Here is a 25,115-nt window from a genome sequence, read left to right as displayed (position 1 = left end):
TCAGCCTAGCATTTTACGACAAGTTTTCTGTAATCTGGCAGTGGCATTAATATTGTCGGTAAATAATCCTTTTCGTAAATACGGAACTAAATCATAGTGATGATTCGTATTTATGACAGTTTGTCTCAAAAATAAGATTATGAATTTTAATAAAGTGTTTCTGAAACCCGACGATGATATGGATTTTATGCCAATACTGCCGCTCAATGAGAATGATGCCGACGATAGCCAGGACGTAATTCCAGATGAAATAGCCATTCTACCTTTAAGAAATACCGTTTTATTCCCAGGCGTTGTTTTACCCATTACGGTGGGCCGCGACAAAAGCATCCAGGCCGTAAACGACGCTTACAAAGGCGGCAAACTAATCGGTGTGGTGGCGCAGAAAGATTCCAATATTGAAGAACCACAGCTTACGGATCTGGAACAAATCGGAACGATCGCCAAAATTATTAAGCTGATAAAAATGCCGGACGGCGGCACGACGGTGATTATACAAGGGCGCAGCAAGTTTTCTGTTACCAAAATAACAGCCGAAGAACCTTACTTTAAAGCGCAAACAGAAAAAATTATCGAAGGAACGATTCCGACAGATGGCGATTTTGAAGCCTATATTTCTAATATAAAAGACATCGCGGCCAATATCATTCAACAATCGCCAAACCTGCCCTCAGAAGCGACGTTGATTTTGAAGAATATCGAAAACCCTGTTTTCCTGATACACTTCGTCAGCAGCAATCTTAATACGTCCATCCAGGAAAAGCAAAAGCTCCTCGAACTGACAGATATAAAAAAGAGGGCATCCAGCCTGATGGAAATGCTGCAAAAAGAACTGCAGTTTGTAGAGCTAAAAAATAAAGTAACCAACAAAACGCGCACGGAACTCGACAAGCAGCAGCGCGAATACTTTCTTCAGCAACAATTAAAAAGCATTAAGGAAGAATTGGGTGGCGATTCCAATTCGCAGGAAATAAAAGAAATGCTTAAAAAGGCCGAAGCAAAAAAATGGCCTTTGGCTGCGAAAGAAGCCTTCCAAAAAGGAGTGGAAAAACTCGAGCGAATGCATCCAAGTACGCCCGATTATTCAGTGGTTTATAATCATGTAGACCTGATGCTCGACCTGCCCTGGGACGAATACACCGAAGATCATTATGATTTGAAGAATGCGCAAAAAACGCTGGACAACGACCATTATGGCATGGCCAAAATCAAAGAAAGAATTTTGGAATACCTGGCCGTGTTAAAATTAAAGGGCGATATGAAAAGCCCGATTCTTTGTTTCTTCGGCCCTCCCGGTATCGGTAAAACCTCGTTGGGTAAAAGCATTGCGAGCGCTTTAGGCCGCAAATATATCCGGCTCAGCCTTGGCGGATTGCACGACGAAAGTGAAATTCGCGGCCACCGAAAAACCTATATCGGCGCGATGCCCGGCCGTATTTTGCAATCATTAAGAAAAGCTAAAAGCAGTAATCCGGTGATTGTACTCGACGAAATTGATAAAGTGGGCAATGATTTTCGCGGCGATCCCAGCAGCGCGCTGCTGGAGGTATTGGATCCCGAGCAAAACAATAATTTTTACGATAATTACCTCGAACTGGAATATGACCTGAGCAAAGTGTTGTTTATTGCCACGGCAAACAACCTTCAAAATTTGCAGCCGGCGCTCCGTGACCGGTTGGAAATTATCAATCTCAGCGGGTATGCGATCGAAGAAAAAGTGGAGATCGCCAAACGCCATTTGATTCCAAAACAAAAAGAAATGCATGGCATCCCGAAGACAAGTTTTAAAATCGGTGATAAGGTTTTGGAAAGGCTGATTGCAGACTACACGCGTGAAAGCGGCGTAAGAGAACTCGACCGGCTGATTGCCAGCATCATGCGCAACCGCGCTAAAAAGATTGCAATGGAAGAAGCACTGCAGGTTTCGCTCTCGGTCGAAGAATTACAATCGATCCTTGGCAAGCCCAGATTCAACAACGATCTGTATAAGGCAGTAAATGTGCCTGGCGTGGCAGTAGGGCTGGCCTGGACCTATGTTGGCGGGGATATTTTGTTTATTGAAGCCAATCTGAGCGATGGCAAAGGCGACCTGAGCCTGACCGGAAATTTGGGAAATGTGATGAAAGAAAGCGCCACAACCGCGCTCAGCTATCTCAAAGCCAATGCGGCACGCTACAAAATCGACCCCACGCTTTTCAACAAGAAAAGTATCCATATTCACGTGCCGGAAGGAGCTACGCCAAAAGACGGACCGAGCGCCGGGATTACAATGATGACCGCGATCGCGTCAGTTTTAACCGGCAAAAAGGTAAAACCCTTCTTAGCAATGACGGGCGAAATTACATTGCGGGGCCAGGTATTACCTGTTGGTGGCATTAAAGAAAAAATACTTGCTGCGCGGCGCGCCGGCCTGAAAGAAATCATTCTTTGTGCTCAAAATGAAAAAGATGTGACCGAGGTAGAACCTGCGTTCATCAAAGGGCTGAAATTTCATTATGTAGATAAAATGGAAGAAGTGCTTAGCATTGCACTACAATCCAAATAAACTTTTAAAGCCGGCCAAAACGCCGGCTTTCTTGTTCTGGGTTCGGTAAAGTTTGTCCTTCGTTTGTAAGATTTAGTTTTTACATTGCGGAACAAGCTTTTTTTATGCACCCGTTCACCGCCAAACTCATATCAACCCTGCTCTTTGGAGGGATTACCTTCGCCGCTTTGGCGCAACAACCTTTATATAAAGACAGCAGGCAGCCCATCGACAAACGTGTCGCCGATCTGGTTTCCCGAATGACGCCGGAAGAAAAATTCTGGCAACTATTCATGATTCCCGGCGATTTAGATAATGCCGCGCCGGGCCAGTACGCCAACGGCATTTTTGGATTTCAGGTGAGCGCCAAAGCCAAGGGCGATGCCGCCGGGCAATTGCTGCGTTATGACACCAATGAAGATGCGTTGCTTGTCATCCAAAAAATCAACAGCATTCAAAAATATTTTGTTGAAAAAACCCGTTTGGGCATTCCTATTATCGCATTTGATGAAGCGCTTCATGGCCTGGTAAGAAGCCAGGCGACAGCCTTTCCCCAGGCAATCGCACTCGCCGCCACCTGGGACACAGCATTGGTACATCGCGTGGCCGGCGCGATCGCCGCGCAGGTAAAAACCAGAGGAATCCGGCAAATCCTATCCCCTGTGGTCAATATTGCTTCGGATGTAAGATGGGGCCGAACCGAAGAAACCTATGGCGAAGACCCTTTCCTGGTAAGCGCCATGGGCGTTGCTTTTATTAGCGCTTTCGAACAACGCGGCATTATTACAACGCCAAAACATTTTGTGGCCAACGTAGGCGATGGCGGCCGCGACAGCTATCCGATCCATTGGAACGAACGCTACCTGGACGAAATTCATTTTCCGCCTTTTCTCGCCGCCATTAAAAAAGCAGGCGCCCACTCGATCATGACCGCTTATAATTCAATAGATGGCGTGGCTGCTTCTTCCAACAAATGGCTGTTGACCGACAAGTTGAAAAAAAACTGGGGGTTTGACGGATTTGTGATTTCCGATGCCAACGCGGTTGGCGGAGAAACGGTTTTACATCACACCGCAAAAAATTATGAAGAAAGCGGAGCGCACGCCATCAACGGCGGGCTTGATGTTATTTTCCAAACCGACTACGAACATCACAAATTGTTTATGCCGGCATTTCTAAACGGAAAGATCAGCCGGGAACGCATAGATGACGCTGTTTCCAGAGTATTACGTGCCAAGTTCGAATTAGGGTTATTTGAAAACCCCTACATCCCCGAATCCTCTGACACTAAAAAACTACTGGCGCAGGGCAAAGCTACCGCGCTGGAAGCCGCCCGCGCTTCATTTGTATTATTGAAGAATGAAAAGAAAACGCTGCCGCTTTCGAAAACGATAAAGCGGATCGCTGTTATCGGCACCGATGCGGAAGAAGCGAGGCTCGGCGGGTACTCCGGTGTAGGTTATCAAAAAGTAAATATCCTTACCGGACTAAAAAATAAACTGGGCCCGGAAACCAAAATCAGCTACGCACCAGGACCGGGCCGGGAGCTCAGTTCTCATTCGGTCGTATCCGAAAAATATCTATCGCACGATGGTCAACCCGGTTTGAAGGCTGAATTCTTTGAAGGCCGCGATATGACAGCGGTTCCCGTTACATCAAGGATAGACGAAAAAATAGATTTTTCATGGACTTTATATGCGCCAGATGCCAAACTGGATCGCGACTTTTATTCGGCCCGCTGGACAGGAAACCTGAAGCCACCCACAACCGGTCTGTACAAAATCGGGCTTGAAGGCAACGATGGCTACCGGTTGTTTATCAACGACAAATTGCTCATTGACAACTGGCAAAAACGTTCCTATCAAAAAATATTAAAAGATTATCATTTTGAAGCAGGCAAAGCCTATCGCCTTCGCGTCGAGTTTTATGAAACAAATGGTAATGGCCGCATTAAGCTGCTTTGGAACGAAGGCAAAGCTGATCCCGCCGAACAGAAAATAAACGAAGCGGTGGCTTTGGCGCGCCAGGCAGAGGCCGCTATTGTTGTCGCAGGAATTACAGAAGGCGAGTTCCAGGACCGCGCCATGCTTAGTTTGCCTGGCCACCAGGAAGCATTGATTAATGCGCTCGCGAAAACCGGCAAACCGGTGATCGTGTTGCTGGTAGGCGGAAGTGCGGTTACAATGAGCGCCTGGGAATCGGGAGTGACAGCGATAGGCCACACCTGGTATGGCGGAGAGGCGGGTGGCACTGCGGTTGCAGATGTTTTGTTTGGCGATTACAATCCGGCGGGCCGCCTCCCCATCACATTTCCCGTGCATGAAGCACAGCTGCCTTTGGTTTATAATCATAAGCCAACAGGCCGTGGCGACGATTATAATAATTTATCAGGCGAACCGTTGTTTCCTTTTGGTTTCGGACTAAGTTATACGGACTTCGAATACAGCGATTTGAAACTGGATAAAAATGAAATCGCTGCTGATGAAAGCGTTAAACTCCATTTTACTTTAAAAAACAAGGGCGCTAAAGACGGCGATGAGGTGGTACAGTTGTATATCCACGACGAACTGGCGCAGGTGGTAAGACCGGTCATAGAATTGAAAGGTTTTCAGCGCGTTCATCTAAAGGCTGGCCAGTCGAAAATAATTGAATTTAAAATAACACCCGAACTGCTTTCCATGCTTGATAAAGACAGGAACCGCATCGTAGAGCCGGGTGACTTCCGAATCATGGTAGGCGCTTCTTCAAAGGACATCCGCTTGAGAAAAGTGCTTACGGTAAAATGATAAGGATTAAGATAAAGTGACGAAAATATTCTCGGCAAATTTTTGGCTGACGATAGATTTTTTTCCTAACACTTCGATCTCGGCGGAGCCATCAAAATCCTGGCGGCTGAGGACGGTTATTTTACTGCTTAACCCCAACCCAACTTTCACCACAAATTGAAGAAAAGAAGCGCTATTGTCTTTAACAGCCACGAGCTTGCAGGTTTTCCCTACTGCCACCTGCGCCAGCGTATATCGAACACTTCTTTTCAACACACCTTGCGCATTGGGAATGGCATCGCCATGAGGATCGAATTCCGGATAGCCCAAAAATTTCTCCAATTGTTCAATCAACTTCGGAGAATGGATATGCTCTAATTGCTCGGCTACTTCATGCACTTCATCCCAGGTAAACTCGAGCTTTTCGTATAAAAAAGTCTCCCAAAGCCGGTGCTTGCGAATGACGTTAATAGCTTGCTTTTTGCCCTGATCGGTTAGCGTCACTTTCTTATACTTCTCGTATACAACCAGGTCTTTTTCCTTCAGCTTTTTCAGCATATCGTTAACCGTTGCCGGCTTCACATCGAGCGTTGAAGCTAATTCGTTTGTGCCCGCCCCGCCGCGTTTTTGCGCTTCTTCTGTAAGATAAAAAAGAGCCTTTAAATAGTTCTCTTCTGTTTGCGATAACATAGCGTAAAGATAGCTCAAAAATTTTCGGTTAGATCAGTCTAACTCTGGTTTCGCTATGAGCCGGAAAGAATTATTTAAAAACACCGGCCGGCAACTGGCCCGTCCAGCTTTGGGGCAGGTTCTTCAAACCAAAGATCCTGGCGATGGCGAGCGAAGTATTCCTGTTGCTGCTGTAAAAATGCTGCAATCCCTGTCTTTTAACTTTAGGGCCCGCAATGCCCCAGGGCGTTTCCATCTCGAGCATGCTGACGCCGCCATGTCCTTTGTTAACGCCGCCGTGATCTGTAATAAAAATAAAATGGGTGCCCTGGTAAAGTTGTTCGGATTTTAATTTGTCGATCAGCCTTCCTAACACGACATCGGCCGCTTCTATGGCCTTTACGTACTCCGGCGACATCCAGCCGTATTGATGGCCCGCATGATCGGTATGCACACTGTATAAAAATACCAGCGTGGGATCTTTTTTATTTTTAATTATAAACTCCGCCGCCCGCAGATAGTTGCTGTCATAATCCTCGTGCTCCCCAAACACCGCTTCATCAAGATATTTTTTGTTGATCGAATTGATAAGCGCCGCCCAGTTGTAATAATATCCAATTTTGGCGTTGGGCTTTTTTTCTTTTAATAATTTAAATATCGATGGAAAATACCCTTCTTCGTCTTTGTCAATGGGTTCGAGCGCGTGCTTTTGAAGCGTCCAGTCGTTGCCGGTAACGCCGTGCTCTTCAGGGCCGGCGCCGGATAAATGGCTGGTCCAGTTGGGTAAGGTAACCGAGGGCATAACGGGGCGGTTCGTCAGCGTGTAAGTTCCTTCCGAAAGTAGCCGGTCGAGATTGGGATGACTGATTTTTTTAAAACCTTCGCTGCTGTAGCCGTCTAACCCGATGATAACAACCCGCTGCTGTGCGCCGGCGATAAGCTGCACGGCACCTACAAAAAAGATGATAAATGGTAAGCGCATCATATTTCTATTAAATTTAAAACTGATTACGTTACTAAAACCCAAATCCAGACCAACCCTTCCTTAGCAAAGCGACTAATATAAGATCCGGAACTGAATGGTATTTTCAATCGCTTTTAATTCCTTCAACAAACGCTTTTCATAATCTTTGTTGATATCAATAATCACGTATCCGATCGTCTGATTAGTCATCAGGTATTGGGCGCTGATGTTGATCGCATGCTTTGCCAATACCTGGTTGATTTCAGCCAAAACGCCGGGCACGTTTTTATGAATATGTATGATTCGGTGTGTCTTCTTCACCGCCGGCAATTGCAGCGTTGGAAAATTCGCACTTTTATTAATAGATCCTTTATTGATAAAATCGATAATACGTTTCGTAATCGCCACTTCCTGGTTCCCCACCGCTTTGGAATCGTCAAACACGACCACGCCCCTGCCGGTAAAATCAGGTAAAGGCAAATCTTTGGCAGCGCCCATATAACCAATCACTTTTAACCTTGCCGACTTCTTGAGCGCCTTATGCGATTGATATGCGCCCTGCGCGATGAGCATCACCCCTGCTTTTTGAAGGGTTTTTTCGTCGGCCTCGGCTTCTGCTATTATCGAAAAGCCTTCCTGCTTCAACAATTCGACACAATCGGCGGGCAGCTGCCCCGCCACGATACAAATGATGCGGTTCTTAGGATAAGAAATGGCGCCGGGCAATTTATTTATGTATAAAAATTCATCGAAGCTCGGCGTAATATGATCGGCCTTCGCGGTCACGCTTTTGCGGGAAATATTTTCCGTGTAAGCAAAAAACTTCTTGATCAAACCACTTTCCCTGAGCTGAAAATCGGAGTAACCATCGCCGATCCCATACAGGTTCCCTTCAAGTTTCAGCTCCTTCATCAACTTTACTTTTCCGCCTTCCTGACTAAGCGGATTGGTATCATCATAACCGATGATCGTTCCTTCTTTATCAAAAAGAAAAGTGTTTGCGTAGATATTTTCGCTCTTGATATGAAATTTTTTCACCACGGGTGTGATAAATTCTTTAAACCCGCCCGAAACGATGAGCACATCGTCGGCATGTTTTTTAAAGAAAGAAGCATTGCGCGAAAAGGATTTGGACACTTTCTTTTTGAGATGCACCACCAGTTTTTTTAAATGCTCTTTGTTGGCGCCTAACAATTTCACACGCTCGGCAAGGCTTTCAGAAAAAGAAAGTTTGCCCTCCATGGCCATATTCGTGTAATCTTCGATCTTTTTGAATATTTTTTCTTTCTCAGGATTGTCTTTTAAAGAAATGCGGACGAGTTCGTCTAAAGCCTCTACCTGAGTAAAAGTGCTGTCAAAATCGATGATGTAATAGTTTTTATGCTTCATAAAAAAAACCGAATAGATTGAGGGAAGTGCCCATAAAATATGAAGCGCAAAAGTAAGGCAGAAAAAGGAACCATAGGGCAAAGGTTTTGAAGCCTATTTGCCTGTAGCAATTTGGCTTAATTTCTGCATGAAATAATACAGCGTTGTGTAACTTTAAAAAAAATCTATATGGACCAGCGAATAGAAATGACCACGCTCAGCCAAGTGATCGAAAAACTGAGGCAAAAAGGCGTTGATAACGAAATAAAGATGAACGAGCAAAAGCAGATGATTGCTGATAACCTGAACAAAGTGTATCAACCGGAAGACTTACTAATTTTCAAAACATTTCGTTTTGAAGGAGATTCCGATCCGGCTGACAATGCGGTATTATATGTAACTGAAGATAAGCAGGGCGATATCGGCTATATCATCGACGCTTACGGAACTTACAGCAATCACGATGGCTCCGAGTTTGACGATTTCATAAAAAAGATCCCGACTGAAGACCGCGAGGAACAGGAACTGTTTTCTTAAAATTGTTTTAGTTGAATAATAAAAGCCGGCAATGTTAAAAAACACGGCCGGCTTTTTTGTTCGCCTAGGTTTATATCCCTTAAAGTTTTTTGATATCGGCTTCCTTCCAAAGGCCGTCTTTTTGTGCTTTCTGCTTCACCTCCTCAGCCCTTTGTTTACTGTCGGGGTGAGAACTCAGCATCTTTTGAAATTTTGAAGCCTGCGCTCCGCTGTTGCCGCTAAGGCTTGCCAACGTCATAAACGCATTATAAGCGCCCATTACGTTGTATCCGTGTTTTTTCATAAAATCATAACTGTAAGAGTCGGCATCGGTTTCCTGCTTGCGGCTATGCTTGCTATCCATGATCGCTTCGGCCAAAGCGCCCAGCTGGCTTTCCGTCAACGCTGCGGCAACACCCGATTGAGAACCGGCAGCATCGGCAACGGCAGATCGCGTCAAAGCGGCTTTCATCGCGTCCTTTGAATCATGATTTTTGACATGCCCGATTTCGTGGCCAATCACAGCCAGCAATTCATCATCGCTCATAAGGTCCATAAGCGAAGAGAAAACCCGCACGCTTCCATCGGCACAGGCAAAGGCGTTGATATCTACGACCTTATAAACTTTATAATTCAACTTCAATCCGTCCTCCGACTGATGCTTTCCAAAAATCTTGTTCAGCCTTACGGTATAGGGATCGTTGGCCGGCGCTACCGGGTTATGATCGTCCATCCATTTTACAGCCGCCGCCGCATCGCGTGCTGCGTCTGCATCGCTGTAAGCAACGGCTTTTACGCCTTTACTTACCGAGCCTATCGCTTTTTTATTAATCTTTAATTGAGCGTTAGCAGTACCCAATAGCATCGCCATAGCTAATAATGAAAGTGCCATCTTTTTCATAAGTAAAATGTTTTATAGGATTATTATTAGCCGCGAAAATAAGACTTGTCAGCCCAACGACATATTATTTTTTTTGTTCATTCCTGGTAGGCTTTTCCTTTTTCAAATCTTCCTGGCTGGACGGGTGGTGCGGAAAGCCTGGCATATCCTGGTCAATCTTAGGGTCTTTGCTTTCTTTCACTTCTTTGGAAGAATCGATCGGATCCGTTTTTTTGTCGGTTGATTTTGGCATAATTCAATTTTATAAACAAGCCAACAAAACCATGCCGGAAAGATTAGACACTGTAAATACTATGCTCGCCAATCAGATAATATTTATCACCGTCTTGTGCCGCATAGCCCGTGTAAAGCCCGGTAAAAGCGCTGAAAGCCGGTAATATTAACTGATCATGGCGAACTACAAAACAAGGAAGCTTGATGGATTGGCGAGCGCGGCCTGCGAGTAAATAGCCGGGATGTAAATGTCCGCTGATAGCAAAAACACCGGGCCGTTGTTGAGGCTCATGTATCACGGTAAAAGGATCTAAAAAATGGGTGGCATTAGTTGTGATAATGCCCAATTGCTGGTAATCTATTTTTAGCAATCGGTCGTGATTGCCAGGAACCAAAAGAAACCGGATATTTTTTTTGGACGCACGCCAGGTTTTAAACACATCAATATCGGCATTATAATTATGGTGAAACATATCACCTGCGATCACAACTTGTTCCGGCTGATACAAACGGACGACCTCGTCGAGCCTTTCAAGATCGGAAGCCATGACGGACGACGGAATCGCAATGCCCCTCGATCTGAAATAACCCGTTTTTCCCAGGTGCAGATCGGCGATAAAAACAGTTTGCTGCGCCGGCCAATAGGCGGCGCGGTGGTGCGATAAAATCAATCTTTCATTACTGCAAAAAACTTCCATCCCCTGAAAAACAATCTTCTTTTATTGGTATAGTAATACTAATTTCTTGAGCCCGCGCGCTGCAGGGCTTCCTGCTGCATTTTTCTTACTTTTTCGTCGAGCGCTTCGCTGCTTAAATCCTGCCGCAGGCTGTCCACTTTAATTGGAAAACTCAACGGTGTAAAAGCCTTAGCATTAACAATAATAAGGCGGCTTTGTTGAATACGCTGCAAAGCTGCTGCCAGCCGCGGTTCTTCTAGCTGTTGATAGAACACTTCTTCGAAAGCCTGGCGCATTAAAAGATTTTGCGGGTCGTACTGTTCAAATATCCTGAAAATCAAACCGGCCGACGACTGCAGATTTTTATCAGTTTTAAATTTGCCGGCATAATTTTTCATGACCAATCCGGCAATGACGGCAATATCCCTGAATTTTCTTCCGGCCATTTCAGCAGCGTTAATGCTTCGCGAAATATCTTCAGTCAGGTTTGCTGCGGATAATATTTCAAGCATATCAATTTTATCAAAATCGATGGGTTGATCGCTCAACAGTTCAAAACCGTAATCGTTCATTGCCATTGAAAAGCTGATGGGTTGCGTTCTACTGATGCGATAAGCTACCAGTGCGCTCATTACTTCGTGCACCAGCCGGCCTTCAAAAGGATACATAAACAAATGGTGGCCATCGCGTGTGTGAATCATTTCGATCAGAAACTCATCGTCTTTTGGAATATGCGAATGCTGTTGTTGATGTTCAAACAGCGGTTTCAGTTTTTTCAATTCAGGCCCCTTATTTCCGGCGTTCTTGGCCTCATTAAACTTATGTCGCAAAAAAGCGCTCAGATTTGAACTGAGTGGCAGCCGGCCGCCCAGCCAGCTCGGCGTAATCGCTCTTTTTGCGTTGCTTTTCTTTACAAGTACCGTCATTTCCTTAATCATCACAAACTCCAGTATTTTACCGGCGAGGCCGAATTTATCTCCCGGCTTCAGCTTAGAAACAAAATACTCCTCTACCATTCCAATATAACCACCGGCTAAAAATTTCACTTTCAACATCGGATCGCTTACGATAACGCCCAAATTCATCCGATGCATCATGGCGATGCGCCGGTTCTTCACTTTATAAATCCCCTCTTCGACCACTACCTTTTGAAAATCTTCGTAGGCTGATAAAACCTCGCCGCCCTGGGTTATAAATTTTAATATCCACTGCCATTCTTCCGGCATCATGTAACTGAAAGCGTACGTTTGTGTCACCTGCCTGTAAACATCGGCCTGCTCAAATCCTTCGCCCACCGCCAGGGTAACCAGGTATTGAACCAACACATCAAAGGTTTGCACCAGCGGTGTGCGGCTTTCGATAACAGCTTTCTGCGCCGCCTCTTTTAAAGCTGCAGCCTCAACAAGTTCTAAAGAATGAGTAGGAAGAAAATATATCTTCGACGTTTCAAAAGGCGAATGGCCGCTGCGTCCGGCACGCTGCAGAAACCTCGCAACGCCTTTCGGCGAGCCGATTTGAATCACCGTGTCCACAGGTTTAAAATCTACACCCAAATCGAGGGAAGAAGTACAAATCACTGCTTTCAGTTGTCCGGTATGCAGCATATCTTCAATCCATGTTCTCAACTCCATATCGATGGACCCATGATGAATCGCCAGGTGGCCGGCCAGGTCGGGCGCCACCGTAAGCATCACCTGATACCAAAGTTCACTTTGCCCACGCGTGTTCGTGAAAACAAGCGTGGTGCGGCTTTTTTCGATAATCGGAACAAGGCTCGCTGCCATCTTCGTTCCCAAATGCCCTGCCCAGGGTAAAATTTCTATTTCATCAGGAAGGATAGTAATGATTTCCGTTTTCTTTTCTTGCCTGGCTCTGACGATTGTCTTAGCATGATCGGCATAAGGAATTAAAACCTGCAGCGCCTCATCAATATTTCCGATGGTAGCGCTGATGCCCCAGATGCGAAGCCCTCCCGCTATATGCCGGAGCCGCGAAATGGCCAGCTCGGTTAAAACGCCTCTTTTGCTACCTAGAAGTTCGTGCCATTCATCGACGGCCACGCATTTCAAATATTTAAAGTAAGCCGTATTATTTTTTTGCGCGAATAACAAATGCAGGCTTTCGGGTGTGATAATCAGCACATCGGGCATGCGCTTTGACTGTCGTTGCCGCTCTGCTGCCGGCGTGTCGCCATTACGGACACCGACTTCCCAGTCAAGCCCCAACTGCTCCAGCGCTTCCGACATGGCACGCGCCAGGTCTTTGGCCAATGCCCGCAGCGGCGTGATCCAGATCAGCTTTAAACCATTACCATACTCATTGGGGTAATTGAGATAGTGGATCACCACGGAAAAAAAAACAGAAAAGGTTTTTCCCAAACCGGTCGGCGCAATGACCAATCCCGAATAGCCCTGATGAAAACGCTCCCAGCTTTCCTGCTGAAATGCGAAGGGCCGGTTGCCAGAAGACTGAAACCATGCTTCGACAATTCCATATCCGGTTGTTGTTTGTATTTTATCCAAAATAAATTAGGCGTGGGCGAGCTTATTTGCAACAGCTTTTTTTACAGCTCTCAAATTTATAAATAAGTTATCCAAATTGTTCAAGCATTTCGTGGAGGTCTTCGATCGTGTTAATCTCCTCGGCTTTCTTATCTTTTCGCCAGCGCAAGATTCGCGGAAACCTAAGCGCAACACCGCTTTTATGCCGTTTGCTTTCAGCTATGCCTTCAAATCCGAGCTCAAACACCAGCTCGGGCTTCACCGTGCGCACCGGGCCAAATTTTTCCAGGGAATTATTTTTGATGAAACGGTCTACTTCGCGGATCTCGTTATCGGTCAACCCTGAATAGGCTTTGGCAATGGTCACCAGCTGTTCGCCCGACCGGATTGCAAAAGTGTAGTCGGTATAAAAGCCGCTTCTGCGGCCGCTGCCCTTCTGGGCATAAACTAAAACCACATCGATTGACAACGGGTTAATCTTCCATTTCCACCAATCGCCCTTTTTTCTGCCTGAATGATAAACGGATTGGCGCGCTTTCAACATAATACCCTCGCTGTTCATTTCGCGCGCGGTTTCGCGCAGAGCGGTCAATTGAGACCAACTATTAAAATTAATAACCGGTGACATTAATACATAACCAAAGGGTACTTTTTCAATTACATTCTCGAGCTTTTCGCGACGCGCTTCAAAAGGCTCCTGCCTTATATCCCTTCCATCATATTCTAACAAGTCGTAAGCGTAAAATCCAATGGGTGTTTCCGCCAACAGCTTTTTCGACACGAGCTTTCGGTTCAATCGCTTTTGCAATTGATTGAAGTTGAGCACCTGCCCGTCATTTACGGACAAAATTTCTCCATCAACAACAATCCCGTCCGGCAAATGGTCTGCCAGCAAACCCAATTCCGGGAACTGGGCTGTAACTAATTCTTCGCCGCGGCTCCAGATAAAAAACTCATTGTTTCGCTTTACTATTTGCCCACGAATGCCATCCCATTTCCATTCGGCCACCCATTCATCGGGAGGGCCCAGCTCGCCGACCGGCTTATCCAAAGGATGGGCCAGGCAAAAAGGATAGGGCTTGGAATTATCTGCATTAATATGCGCGCCGCCAACCAGGCTTTCGAAATCTGCGTCCACAGGATCCCATTTTCCCATAATACTATGCATCATGGTACTTTCTTCCTCGCCTGTAAATTTGGACAAAGCGTTCACCAATAATTTTGAAGACACGCCAATTCTAAAACCGCCACCTATCAGCTTATTAAAGATAAACCGTTGGCTATAATCGAGTCCCCGCCAGGCTTCCAGGACGTAAGCTTTTTTTTCTTCATCAGTTTTTGAGTGCAGTCCGATGAGCTCGGTCATCCATTGTGAGATCGTTTTATCGATTTCTTTTTCCGGGCGGGGCAATATCAGGCTAATGGTCTCACCAAGATCGCCCACATTGCTGTAGCACTCTAAAAAAAGCCATTCGGGCAAGCCCGAAACCTCCAGCGCCCAGGCTTTTATAAGTGAAGATTTTACGGGCCGTTTCGGCCGGCGGCCGGTAAATAATGCTATGAGCCAAAGTTTATCGTTGTCGGGTGCAACAGATAAATAGGACACAATCGCATCAACCTTATCATTGGTTTTATTGCTGATTTCAAGCGACTGTATAAGTGATGCAAACTGCTTCATGCGCTTTCCTCCTCTTTTGTTGAAGCGCCCGATGCTTCTGCTTCTTCATCGTTGCCATACTGCGTGACGACCTCTGCTGAGCGGATGCCGATTTCGTTAAGATATTTGCTGAACGTTGCCGTATATCCATGCGTGACGAATATTTGTTCGGCTCCCGTGGCTTTAACAGTCGACACCAACCCCTGCCAATCAGCATGATCGCTAACGGCGAAGCCTGCGTCAACACTTTGCCAACGGCGGTTTCCGCGAACCTGCATCCAACCCGAACAAATGGAAATCGCGCCATTGGGAATTTTCTTTATCATATTCGTGCCTCTCAGCGAAGGAGGCAAAATCACGATCCCTCCCAGCACTTCGTTGCGCGGTGTTTCCAGGTTCCAAAGTTTAGTCGCCGGCAGTTGCAGGCCTGTTGTTTTAATGGCATTATTCAAACGTTCGATGGAACTGTGCACATAGATGTCACCCATATCTTCCAGGCCCTTCATCAGGCGCTGTGCTTTTCCCAAACTATACGCGATAAATATACTCGTGCGCTGCCGGGACCGGTTAAACGCAATCCACGCTTTGATCTGTTCAAAAATCTGCTGTTGACTAAGCCAGTTATAAATAGGTAAACCGAAGGTACTCTCGGTTACAAACTCATTGCATTTTACCAACTCAAAAGGCGTAGAGATACCGTCATCTTCCAGCTTATAATCTCCCGAAACGACACTTACAAAGCCTTTATACTCCAACCTGATTTGCGCCGAACCGATGATATGGCCTGCCGGATGGAGGCTCAACTTAACGCCGTTAATGAATGTAGGCCGATTATAGGGCAGCGTTTCAATCGAGGTATCTTCGCCCAAACGCGCCAGCATTACAGGTTTAGAAAACTCGTGCGCGAGGTAATGGCGGCTTCCCCATCGCGCATGGTCGCCGTGGCCATGCGTTATAACAGCATGCTCAACCGGCTGCCAGGGATCGATGTAAAAATCGCCCTGCGGACAGTAAATACCTTTATTGGTGAATCGCAGCAGACTCAAAACTGAAAAAATTATTCTTATGCTATTTCAAATATCGTTCCCGAAAAATTCAACCAGTTTGGATTGATAATTGATTTGCTTATAGATAATTATTTCATTTATGAGACTACGGACTTACGAATCATTCTGGCTTTTAAAAAACGGACTACTCTACTCCTACCCTTCTGCGCAGCAAAATTTAACCACAGATACCGTTGTTTTAGGAGGCGGTATTACCGGCGCCCTGATAAGCGATGCGCTCATCAGCGAAGGTTATAAAGTTTTATTGTTAGATAAAAATGATATCGCCTCGGGAAGCACCGCCGCCACGACTTCGATGCTTCAATACGAAATAGACGTACCGCTTTATCAATTATCGAATAAAATCGGTGAAGAAGCGGCAGCCACCTGCTACCAATGCGGCATTGACGCTATTCTGGAGTTGGAGGCACTCGTCAAACAAAGAAAAATTGATTGTGGCTTTCAGAAAAAAGACTCGCTATTTTTTGCGCATACAGCAGCGGCGTCAAAAAGTTTGTATAAAGAATTCGAAGCCAGAAAAAAACACAGGCTGGGCGTAAAATGGCTTAGCGCGGCTGCTATTAAAAAGTTGTATGGCATCAAAAGCCACGGCGGCATTCTTTCTGAAACGGCCGCCAGCGTGGACGCTTATAAGCTTGCGCATGAATTGATTCGAAGCAATACACAAAAAGGGCTACAGGTTTATGACCAGGTCGATATCAAAAAGATTCATCACAACGACAAGGGGATTTTAATAGAGCTTGTCAACGGATGTAGCATCAAGAGTAAAAAAATTATTTACTGTACCGGTTATGAAACCGTGCGGATGTTTCGAAAGCCCGTCGCCGATTTGCACAGTACCTTTGCCTGCGTAAGCGAACAGGGCATTCTGATAAATGAGAAGTTGAACCGGTTGCTGGTCTGGAACACCAGGAACCCCTATTTATATTTAAGAACCACAGATGATGGCCGTTTACTCGTGGGCGGCGCCGATAGCAAATACACTTCGGCAACGTATTTGCAAAAAAACAAAGAGCAGAAATCAAAAGATTTGATGAAGCAATTACAGGAAGCCATGCCGGGCATCCATTTTATCAATGATATCAACTGGGCCGGGATCTTCGGTTCTACAAAAGATGGACTGCCGTATATCGGCCCGCACCCCGACTTTAAAAACAGCTTTTTTGTGCTCGGATTTGGCGGCAACGGCATTACGTTTTCTGTTCAGGGAAGAAAGATCATAACCGATTTATTACAAGATCAGCCCAATGAACTGGCTTCTTTTTATCGTTTTGATCGTTAAAAATACCGCGTACATTTTACCTCATTCTCTAAACCATCAATCATGAAAAAACAAACAAAAAAACAAATCAGGCCTAAACAAACCCAGCAAAGGCCGGGCAAGCAAAGTAAACTGGCGCCAGTCGCGGAAACACGTCCGAAACAATACAAAGCGGAGGGCAAGCTCGCCGGTAAGGCAGCCCTTATAACAGGTGGGGATAGCGGCATTGGCAAGGCCGTCGCGTTGTTATTTGCAAAAGAAGGCGCCGACATCTGCATTGCCTACTTAAGCGAACAGAAAGATGCGAACGATACAAAAGCCGAAGTAGAAGCGTTTGGCCGCTCTTGTTATTTGATAAAAGGAGATTTAGGCAAAGAAGCCCATTGCAAAAAAGTGATAGATAAGGCCGCCAAACAATTTGGAAAAATTGATATCGTTGTCAATAACGCCGGCTTACACTGGGAAGCGGATGCAATTGAAGATATCACAACCGAACAATTGATGAAAACATTCCATTCCGACTTTTTCTCCTATTTCTGGATCACCAAATATGCTATGCAATATTTGAAAAAGGGCTCCAGCATCATTAACACCGCGTCGGTAACGGCTTACAGGGGCAGCCCCAAGCTCATCGACTACTCAGCTACCAAAGGCGCGATCATTTCTTTCACCCGTGCCCTGGCAGCCAACCTGACACCGAAAGGCATTCGGGTGAACGCTGTAGCGCCGGGCCCGATTTGGACACCGCTGATTTCATCTTCTTTCGACAAGAAGAAGGTTTCAGAATTTGGAAGCGACGCCCCCATGAAACGCGCAGGAATGCCAAATGAGGTAGCGCCCGCGTTTCTATTTCTGGCCTGCGGCGATTCGAGCTACATTAGTGGCCAGGTGATTCACCCAAATGGCGGCGAAATAATCAACGGTTAAACACCGTTGATTATTTTTTCCTGAAAAGTAAAAAAAGCCCTACCGCAACAAGAGCGATGAGAAAAAAGGCCCACCACATGCCGGCTTTAAAAATACCTTCGGCTAATTCACAACTTTGTAGCAGCGTTAACACTAACGCTAACGATAAAAACTGGATTGCAATTTTCATAGAAACGGGTTTAGAGTATATATATAAGGGTATGTCTGATTCGTTAACCAGCGGCCTGCTTTAAAGCAACCACCTCCTGCAGCGCTTGAGAAATATGATCTTTTTGCTGAGCAATAGTGGGCCTCACTGTGTCGACGAGTTCATAAGTTTCCAGCACATTATCGTAAGCGCGCAAAGCTGTTTCCTCACCGGTCACACAACTGTCTAAAATAGTGCGGCGATCGCCGGCAGTTAAAAAAGCTTTCAATTCCATCCAGGCCCTATAAACTTTTCCCGCGCCTGACGTGCCCTGCGCCACTTCGCCTCCTAATAAAATAACCAACCTCTCCAACGATTCATTAAAATCAACACTGTCGTTTATCATTCGCTGAAACAGCGGTTCCAGATCCTTGTCCTGTTCAAGCACTTCTATCGCTTCTTTATATCCCGCGATCCTGTCATTATTGATCTGAATTAAATCGTTTAAAGCTTCAACCTGTTTATCCATTTCGGGTGTATCCATATGACAGATAGTAAAAATGAAAAAATATTATTCCTCCAACACAGATCCCTCAATTGCCTCTCCTATAGATTTTACATCTGCTTCGGAAAGATCGCCCCAGATTTGCTTCCACACCTGTTCGTCTTTTCTAACCTGTGTAATTTCGCGGCCGTTGACGCTGCAATTATAAAATGTCACGCCATCCGTCGTCTCAGAAGTCACAATGTAAACTTCCTGTTCCTGACCTTCGACGATGGCTTTAACCGAAAAATCTCTTCCATTATTTTCCATAGTGATTTTTTTATTTATTTAAAAAACCGAGTAATAAGTTGTTCAGTTCTTCCCCATGCGTAGCATTCAATCCGTGCGGCGCTTCTTCGATGATATGGTATTCACTATTCTCAATACCTTTAGCTGCCTGCTCTGCCGATGTTTGTATCGGAACGATATTGTCTGCATCGCCGTGTACGATCAGTGTTGGCACTCCTACATTTTTCAGCTCGGCCCGGAAATCGGTAGCAGCCCAAGCCTCCGCGGCTTTTAGCGTGGCATTTTCTGAAGCGGCTGCCGCAATCAAAAAATCGGCATCAAGCCTGGCCTCACTCACACTTTTTTTCAGCAGCCCATAGTTATAAAAATTCTTGTGAAAATCTTTCAGAAAACCAACCCGGTCCGATTGTAACGCCTGCATGATCTTATCAAGTTCCTCCTGAGGTACGCCATCGGGGTTATCCTCTTTTTGAGCAACCAGCGGAATGATAGAAGCCACCAGCGCCACTTTGTTTATATTTTCAGATCCATATTTTGTAAGGTAGCGAACCACTTCGCCGCCGCCCATCGAAAAGCCCACCAGGGCCGCTTGCTTCAATTGTAGGGATTCTATAAGCGCATGTAAGTCCGCAGCCAAAATATCGTAGTCATATTTGTCCCACTCCGTTTCCGATTGCCCAAAACCTCTTCTGTCATAGGCGATGACCCGGTAACCAGCATTAATCAAAGCAGACAACTGGCCATCCCAGGAGCGGTGACTGAGTGGCCAGCCATGAATCAAAATAACCGGCTTTCCGGAACCATGATCTTCGTAAAAAATTTTTACCGGCTTTCCCCCAGCGTTGCTTTCGATATGTGGCATATGTTATATTTTATTTGATTTGGAATATTCATAATACCAAAACCAAGCCAACTGGCTGATTAAGACCACAATGGTGCAAAAAACTTATGAAAAGCGCCTCAAAAAAAATAGCACGCAATTTGCATAACTTATATTTTTGTCAAGATTATTGGGAATGACACCAGATATCGACCATCCATGTTTCCAGTAAAAAACACAGAGCACTATTAGTTTCTCACCAAGAAAATATTTTTTTATTGAATCGGGTAGCACGAAAAGTTTTAAAGATTGTACTGTGGGTCATTGCAAGCCTCATCATGCTTGTGATTGTGGCGGCAGTTTCACTTAATATTCCAGCTGTTCAGAATTTTGTCAAAGACAAAGTTGTTTCTTATTTAAAAAAGAAAACCAATACGGAAATCAGCCTTGAACGGATCAGGATCAGTTTCCCGACGGGCCTAAGGCTTGACAAATGTTTTATTGCTGACCAAAAGAAGGATACACTTTTATATGCAGGAAAACTGGCAGTTCAGTTGGATATGATTGGATTAATCAGAAACAGGATTGCGGTCAACAGTATTGAGCTGGAACACGTGAACGCCAATGTTTACCGGATTACGCCCGACACGGTCTTTAATTATCAATTTTTAGTGGACGCCTTTGTGGCGGCAGATAAGGAACCTGAAAAACTACCTAAGGACTCCACAGCTCCGCTGCAATTACAGCTTGATAAAATATTATTTGACGACATCAGGATCCGGTTTAAAGACGATGTAGCAGGAAATGACGCGGGTGTCAGTCTCGGAAAATTAAACGCACGGGTTGATAAATTCGATTTGGAGCAGATGCACTATGTGCTCAACCGCCTCGAACTTACCAATACACGCTTACACTATTTTCAGCATAAACCGCTTACGGAATTAAGAGACAGGGCCGATGCAGCCATCGATAGCACGGAGCAGGAATCGGGAGGCCGCCTGCCGCTTATCGAAGTTAAAAATTTCGCATTTGGTGACGTTGATCTTAAATATGACGACCGCTTATCCGACACCAGGGCTTTTGTGTTCCTAAAGAATTTTAATTTTAAAGACTTATTGATCGACCTGACGAATGGAAAGTACCAAACGAGCAGCGGGGAACTAAGCAACTCTGTTATTGATTTTGCCTACCGGCCAACGCCGTCTAACGAGCAGGCTATTGAAGAGACAGCCGATAGCGCCCAGGCTTCTGCGTTTAGCCTTTATCTGGACAAGATCGTTCTTTCAAATAATACAGTTAAATACGATAACCTTTCCGCACCGCGAGAAAAAGGTGTGGTCGATTTTAATCATCTCAATATTAAAAACCTTGGTATTAGCGGCCAGGGCATCGCGATTGACAGCGCCGGCATCAAAGCTTCGATTACGGGTGGCAAACTGGCGGACACCAGCGGCTTTGTTTTAAATGATCTCAGGGGCAATATTGTATATGATGATAAGCAGATCAAAGTGGAGGACCTTTTTGTAAAAACGCCACACACGCTGATTGACAATAATACGCTGGTGACTTACACATCGCAGGAGGATTTATCCAATCATCCCGAGCGTGTTGAAATGGCCATTAATTTCCAAAACTCAGTTTTAGGCTTGGCTGATGCGGCTTATTTTGTTTCCTCAGTTCCGGCCAGTTACCGATCGCAGCGTGTTAATCTCAACGCCTTAGTAAAAGGCCGGCTCAATGATATTGATATCCAACAATTTCAATTGTCGGGCCTGCGCCGCACCCAGGTCGACATCACCGGGAATATTACAGGACTGCCCAAAATTGAAAACAGCTACTTTAATGTCAATATCAATAAACTAAATACCTCAAAAGCAGACCTGAACGCTTTACTGCCCAAAGGGACGTTGCCGAGCGATATCGAACTTCCTAACCAGATCGCTGCCAACGGAAAATTCAAGGGAAGCATGAATAAGTTTGCGACCCAGCTGAATCTTCGCACCGACATGGGCGCGGCCAAGCTTACAGCGGCCATGGGCGGATCATCAAAAAACCCAACCTACAAAGCGCGGCTGGATGTAAACCGGTTTAATGTGGGCCGCCTCCTGAAACGCACCGACATGGGCGCCGTAACTTTACATATGGATGTAGCCGGTTCTGGCACATCGGCCAAAACGGCTAACGCAGCGATTAAAGGATCCATTGTCAGCGCCAACTATAACAATTATACCTATCAAAATATTCAGCTCGACGGTAAGTATGCAAAGCAGGCGCTTCAATTACAAACGACAAGCACCGACTCCAACGCCAACTTTGACATTAACATCGCGGCAAATATCGCGGGCAAATACCCGGCCGTTGAAGGCACGATTGATTTGAAAAGAATTGATCTGGAACGACTTAATTTCTCCACTTCCGCATTTAAAATAGCCGGTTTAACCCAATTGAATTTTCCTACCGCCAGCCCCGATTATCTGAATGGAGAAGCTTTTATCACCAGCTTGCAGGTGGCTACCGGAGGAAAAGTAATCAATATCGATACCATCAGTGTAGACGCCAGCGCCAGCGATACTGCTAATCATCTGGCCCTGCAGTCAGACATTATTGATGCAACCTTGAATGGAAAGTATCAGCTGACGCAAATAGGCCAGGCTTTCATTAACCAGATCGCAAAATATTACCAGTTCGCGCCACCTCAGAAAACTGATCCCCAACAACTTCGCTTACAGGTTCGTGTGCACGACTCCAAACTTTTAAAAGAATTCGTGCCTGCACTGCATACTTTCTCTTCCTCTTACCTAACCGGTATCTTAGACACGGAACGGGACAGCCTGATTGTAAACGCGAGTTTTCCCCATATTGTTTACGACAGTTTCGATGTGGCCAACACAACCTTAGCAATTAACAACAGAGACTCGAACCAGTTGGCCTATGCTTTAAACATTGGCAGCGTCAAAAGCCCGTCTATACAGCTTTACAACGCGGCTATCAACGGCAGCGCGGCCAATAATATGCTCGACGTTAACGTGTTGTTGCGCGACAGTAAAAACCAGGATAAATATGTTATTGCCGGTAACTTCAAGGCAGACAACGAAACCTACCAGTTTTCGCTCGACCCTCAAAAATTGTTGTTGAATTATGATAAGTGGCAGGTTGCGCAAAATAATCTTATTCAATATGGCAAAGCTGGCATTTATGTCCGTGATTTTGAAATCAGCAACAGCGGCCAGGCGCTAGCTATCAACAGCGCTTCCACACAACCTAATGCGCCCATCAAAGTTGAATTCAGGAACTTCATGCTGGAAACGCTGACGCGCTATGCCGAGCAGGACACCGCTTTGGTCGGAGGCACACTAAACGGAACAGTTGATGTAAAAAACCTGCAGGCTTCGCCGCAGTTTGAAGCCGATTTAACGGTAAACAAATTACGTTATCAGAAAGACGAACTGGGTGACCTTCGAATTTTATCAGACAACTACACCGCCGATGCCTTTAAAGTTGATGTGGCGCTCAGCGGCCTGCACGATCTGCGTGTGAACGGTTATTACTATACGACTGATAAAGGCTCCCTCGACATGGCGATCAACATCAACAGGATTGACCTTAAACATATTGAAAGTTTAACAGGCGGACAAATCAGGGAAGGTACCGGTGTTTTATCTGGCCAGCTAACGGCGAAAGGCCCGCTTACCGCTCCAAAAATACTGGGTAACCTGGGCTTTAAAGATGCGGGCATGAACGTGGCTACCCTCAACTCTTATTTCAGGCTCAATAATGAATCGATTTCCTTTGTGGATGAAGGTATTCGTTTTGATAATTTCACATTAAGAGATTCTGCCAACCAGGCTATTACACTTAACGGACTGGTAAAAACAACGGACTATTCCAACTTTGGATTTGACCTGAGGGTAAGAGCGAATAATTTCCGGTTGCTTAATTCAACCGCTGCCGACAATGAATTATTTTACGGTAAAGTATTTATTACTTTAAATGCCAACATCGGTGGGGATATGAACCAGCCGGAAGTAACAGGGACGCTGAGAATTAATAAAGACACGCGCTTCTTCTTTGCAATCCCCGACAACAACCCTGGCGTGGTAGCGCAAGATGGCATCGTTGAATTTGTGGACATGGATGCGCCGCCCAACAACGGCAGGGAAGCCATTAATGTTGACAGCCTCACGCGCTCACCGTTAAAAGGATTGAATGTATCAATGGATCTTCAAACCGAAAAGGAAGCAGAGATAACGGTGGTTGTAGATCCGGCGAACGGAGACGCCTTGCTTGTGAAAGGAGAGGCAGAGTTGAACGTAACCATGGATCCCAGCGGCAAATTGTCCATGACCGGTCGTTATTTAATTTCGGATGGCAGTTACAACTTGTCAATCGGCGGTTTGGCCAAACGGAAATTCACGCTTCAATCCGGCAGTTATATCACCTGGACTGGCGCGCCAACAGAAGCCAACATAAATATTACCGCAGTATATAATATCAACACCTCACCCATCGATCTTGTAGCCGATCAAATTCAGGGCGAGGATCAGTCCACCCAAAATACCTTCCGCCAAAAATTACCGTTCATTGTATATCTGAAAATGACAGAACAGCTTTTAAAGCCCAAGATTGCATTTGAAATAACAATGCCCGAAAATGAGAAAAACGCTTTTGGTGGTATTGTGTACACGCGCCTGCAACAGGTGAACAGCAACGAAAGTGAACTCAACAAACAGGTATTTGCGCTATTAGCTTTAAACAGGTTCGTTTCAGACAATCCTTTCCAAAGCCTTTCCGGCGGCACGTCGCCCGAAATGCTGGCACGGCAAAGTGTGAGCCGCCTTTTGACACAGCAACTTAACAATCTTGCTTCTGATCTGATCAACGGCGTAGACCTTTCGTTTGATCTTACTTCGGAAGATGATTATACCAGCGGTTCTCAGGAGACCCATACCGATCTGAACGTGGCGTTGTCGAAAAGGCTTTTAAATGACCGTTTAACAATCACCGTTGGCAGCGACTTTACGCTTGAGGGTAAGAACAGAAATAACACTTCCGGATCTAATATTGCGGGTAATGTAAATATTGAATATTTATTATCGCGCGACGGACGTTACCGCTTACGGGCCTACCGCCGCAACCAGTCGGATGTAGTACTGGAAGGACAGATTATTGAAACCGGATTAGGGTTTGCTTTGGTGGTGGATTACAATCAGTTTAAGGAGATCTTCAATAGTTTAAAAAAACGGCAACGGTGGGAAGAGAGAAGGGCCCGGCGCGAAGCGCAAACTGAAAAAGAAAACGAGGAATAGCGTTTTTACGCCAGGGGAGAAAGGCCAAGTGACCTTTCATCGTTGGCAGGCATTTAAAG

19 protein-coding genes are annotated in these 25,115 nt (G+C 45.5%); 6 read left to right on the top strand and 13 right to left on the bottom strand.

Annotated features, from left to right (window positions below):
• The first annotated feature begins 139 nt into the window (after nucleotides 1–139).
• Together lon and ABDK00_RS03490 are read left to right on the top strand one after the other, a co-directional pair.
• Nucleotides 140–2,545, top strand: coding sequence for an endopeptidase La (lon, locus tag ABDK00_RS03495; protein ID WP_346238121.1), 2,406 nt, complete (start codon nucleotides 140–142; stop codon nucleotides 2,543–2,545).
• 104 nt (nucleotides 2,546–2,649) lie between these two features.
• Complete coding sequence (locus tag ABDK00_RS03490) at nucleotides 2,650–5,310, top strand: glycoside hydrolase family 3 protein (protein WP_346238120.1); 2,661 nt, start codon at nucleotides 2,650–2,652, stop codon at nucleotides 5,308–5,310.
• 6 nt (nucleotides 5,311–5,316) lie between these two features.
• Here ABDK00_RS03490 and ABDK00_RS03485 read toward each other — a convergent pair whose 3' ends face one another.
• From ABDK00_RS03485 to ABDK00_RS03475, 3 genes are all read right to left on the bottom strand, one after another.
• Complete coding sequence (locus ABDK00_RS03485) at nucleotides 5,317–5,997, bottom strand: metal-dependent transcriptional regulator (protein ID WP_346238119.1); 681 nt, start codon at nucleotides 5,995–5,997, stop codon at nucleotides 5,317–5,319.
• Between the two features lie 52 nt (nucleotides 5,998–6,049).
• Complete coding sequence (locus tag ABDK00_RS03480; RefSeq protein ID WP_346238118.1) at nucleotides 6,050–6,943, bottom strand: alkaline phosphatase family protein; 894 nt, start codon at nucleotides 6,941–6,943, stop codon at nucleotides 6,050–6,052.
• Between the two features lie 72 nt (nucleotides 6,944–7,015).
• On the bottom strand, nucleotides 7,016–8,311 hold the full coding sequence (locus ABDK00_RS03475) for an HAD-IB family phosphatase (protein ID WP_346238117.1): 1,296 nt from the start codon (nucleotides 8,309–8,311) through the stop codon (nucleotides 7,016–7,018).
• 168 nt (nucleotides 8,312–8,479) lie between these two features.
• Here ABDK00_RS03475 and ABDK00_RS03470 point away from each other — a divergent pair, with 168 nt between their 5' ends.
• On the top strand, nucleotides 8,480–8,827 hold the full coding sequence (locus tag ABDK00_RS03470; protein ID WP_346238116.1) for a hypothetical protein: 348 nt from the start codon (nucleotides 8,480–8,482) through the stop codon (nucleotides 8,825–8,827).
• A gap of 79 nt (nucleotides 8,828–8,906) precedes the next feature.
• Here the strand turns inward: ABDK00_RS03470 and ABDK00_RS03465 are convergent, their stop codons facing one another.
• From ABDK00_RS03465 to ABDK00_RS03440, 6 genes are all read right to left on the bottom strand, one after another.
• Complete coding sequence (locus tag ABDK00_RS03465; protein ID WP_346238115.1) at nucleotides 8,907–9,707, bottom strand: M48 family metallopeptidase; 801 nt, start codon at nucleotides 9,705–9,707, stop codon at nucleotides 8,907–8,909.
• Nucleotides 9,708–9,771: 64 nt separating this feature from the next.
• Nucleotides 9,772–9,939: a hypothetical protein gene (locus ABDK00_RS03460; RefSeq protein WP_346238114.1), complete on the bottom strand. Its 168-nt coding sequence runs from the start codon at nucleotides 9,937–9,939 to the stop codon at nucleotides 9,772–9,774.
• A gap of 43 nt (nucleotides 9,940–9,982) precedes the next feature.
• Nucleotides 9,983–10,618 (bottom strand): ligase-associated DNA damage response endonuclease PdeM, encoded by a 636-nt coding sequence (pdeM, locus tag ABDK00_RS03455; RefSeq protein WP_346238113.1) that lies wholly within the window; start codon nucleotides 10,616–10,618, stop codon nucleotides 9,983–9,985.
• A 38-nt stretch (nucleotides 10,619–10,656) separates the two neighbouring features.
• Complete coding sequence (locus ABDK00_RS03450) at nucleotides 10,657–13,119, bottom strand: ligase-associated DNA damage response DEXH box helicase (RefSeq protein WP_346238112.1); 2,463 nt, start codon at nucleotides 13,117–13,119, stop codon at nucleotides 10,657–10,659.
• Between the two features lie 67 nt (nucleotides 13,120–13,186).
• Nucleotides 13,187–14,776 (bottom strand): ATP-dependent DNA ligase, encoded by a 1,590-nt coding sequence (locus ABDK00_RS03445; RefSeq protein WP_346238111.1) that lies wholly within the window; start codon nucleotides 14,774–14,776, stop codon nucleotides 13,187–13,189.
• On the bottom strand, nucleotides 14,773–15,801 hold the full coding sequence (locus ABDK00_RS03440) for a ligase-associated DNA damage response exonuclease (protein WP_346238110.1): 1,029 nt from the start codon (nucleotides 15,799–15,801) through the stop codon (nucleotides 14,773–14,775). Before ABDK00_RS03440 ends, ABDK00_RS03445 begins: the two co-directional genes overlap by 4 nt.
• 100 nt (nucleotides 15,802–15,901) lie before the next feature.
• Here ABDK00_RS03440 and ABDK00_RS03435 point away from each other — a divergent pair, with 100 nt between their 5' ends.
• Both ABDK00_RS03435 and ABDK00_RS03430 read left to right on the top strand, forming a co-directional pair.
• A complete protein-coding gene (locus ABDK00_RS03435) occupies nucleotides 15,902–17,104 on the top strand; it encodes an FAD-dependent oxidoreductase (RefSeq protein WP_346238109.1) in 1,203 nt (400 codons plus the stop codon).
• A 42-nt stretch (nucleotides 17,105–17,146) separates the two neighbouring features.
• A complete protein-coding gene (locus ABDK00_RS03430; RefSeq protein ID WP_346238108.1) occupies nucleotides 17,147–18,010 on the top strand; it encodes an SDR family oxidoreductase in 864 nt (287 codons plus the stop codon).
• Nucleotides 18,011–18,020: 10 nt separating this feature from the next.
• Here the strand turns inward: ABDK00_RS03430 and ABDK00_RS03425 are convergent, their stop codons facing one another.
• The 4 genes from ABDK00_RS03425 to ABDK00_RS03410 are packed head-to-tail and all read right to left on the bottom strand — an operon-like array spanning nucleotide 18,021 to nucleotide 19,792.
• Nucleotides 18,021–18,179: a hypothetical protein gene (locus tag ABDK00_RS03425; RefSeq protein ID WP_346238107.1), complete on the bottom strand. Its 159-nt coding sequence runs from the start codon at nucleotides 18,177–18,179 to the stop codon at nucleotides 18,021–18,023.
• A gap of 43 nt (nucleotides 18,180–18,222) precedes the next feature.
• Nucleotides 18,223–18,681, bottom strand: a complete 459-nt coding sequence (locus ABDK00_RS03420) for a PA2169 family four-helix-bundle protein (RefSeq protein WP_346238106.1) — start codon at nucleotides 18,679–18,681, stop codon at nucleotides 18,223–18,225.
• Nucleotides 18,682–18,708: 27 nt separating this feature from the next.
• Nucleotides 18,709–18,951: a hypothetical protein gene (locus tag ABDK00_RS03415; RefSeq protein ID WP_346238105.1), complete on the bottom strand. Its 243-nt coding sequence runs from the start codon at nucleotides 18,949–18,951 to the stop codon at nucleotides 18,709–18,711.
• Nucleotides 18,952–18,961: 10 nt separating this feature from the next.
• On the bottom strand, nucleotides 18,962–19,792 hold the full coding sequence (locus tag ABDK00_RS03410) for an alpha/beta hydrolase (RefSeq protein ID WP_346238104.1): 831 nt from the start codon (nucleotides 19,790–19,792) through the stop codon (nucleotides 18,962–18,964).
• A 236-nt stretch (nucleotides 19,793–20,028) separates the two neighbouring features.
• On the opposite strand from ABDK00_RS03410, the gene ABDK00_RS03405 reads away from it, so the two are divergent.
• Nucleotides 20,029–25,056: a translocation/assembly module TamB domain-containing protein gene (locus ABDK00_RS03405; protein ID WP_346238103.1), complete on the top strand. Its 5,028-nt coding sequence runs from the start codon at nucleotides 20,029–20,031 to the stop codon at nucleotides 25,054–25,056.
• The last annotated feature ends 59 nt before the right edge of the window (nucleotides 25,057–25,115 follow it).

It is taken from the genome of Niabella insulisoli (genome assembly GCF_039652435.2).
Classification (GTDB): Bacteria; Bacteroidota; Bacteroidia; order Chitinophagales; family Chitinophagaceae; genus Niabella; species Niabella insulamsoli.
This window is presented reverse-complemented; position numbering and strand designations above follow the sequence as displayed.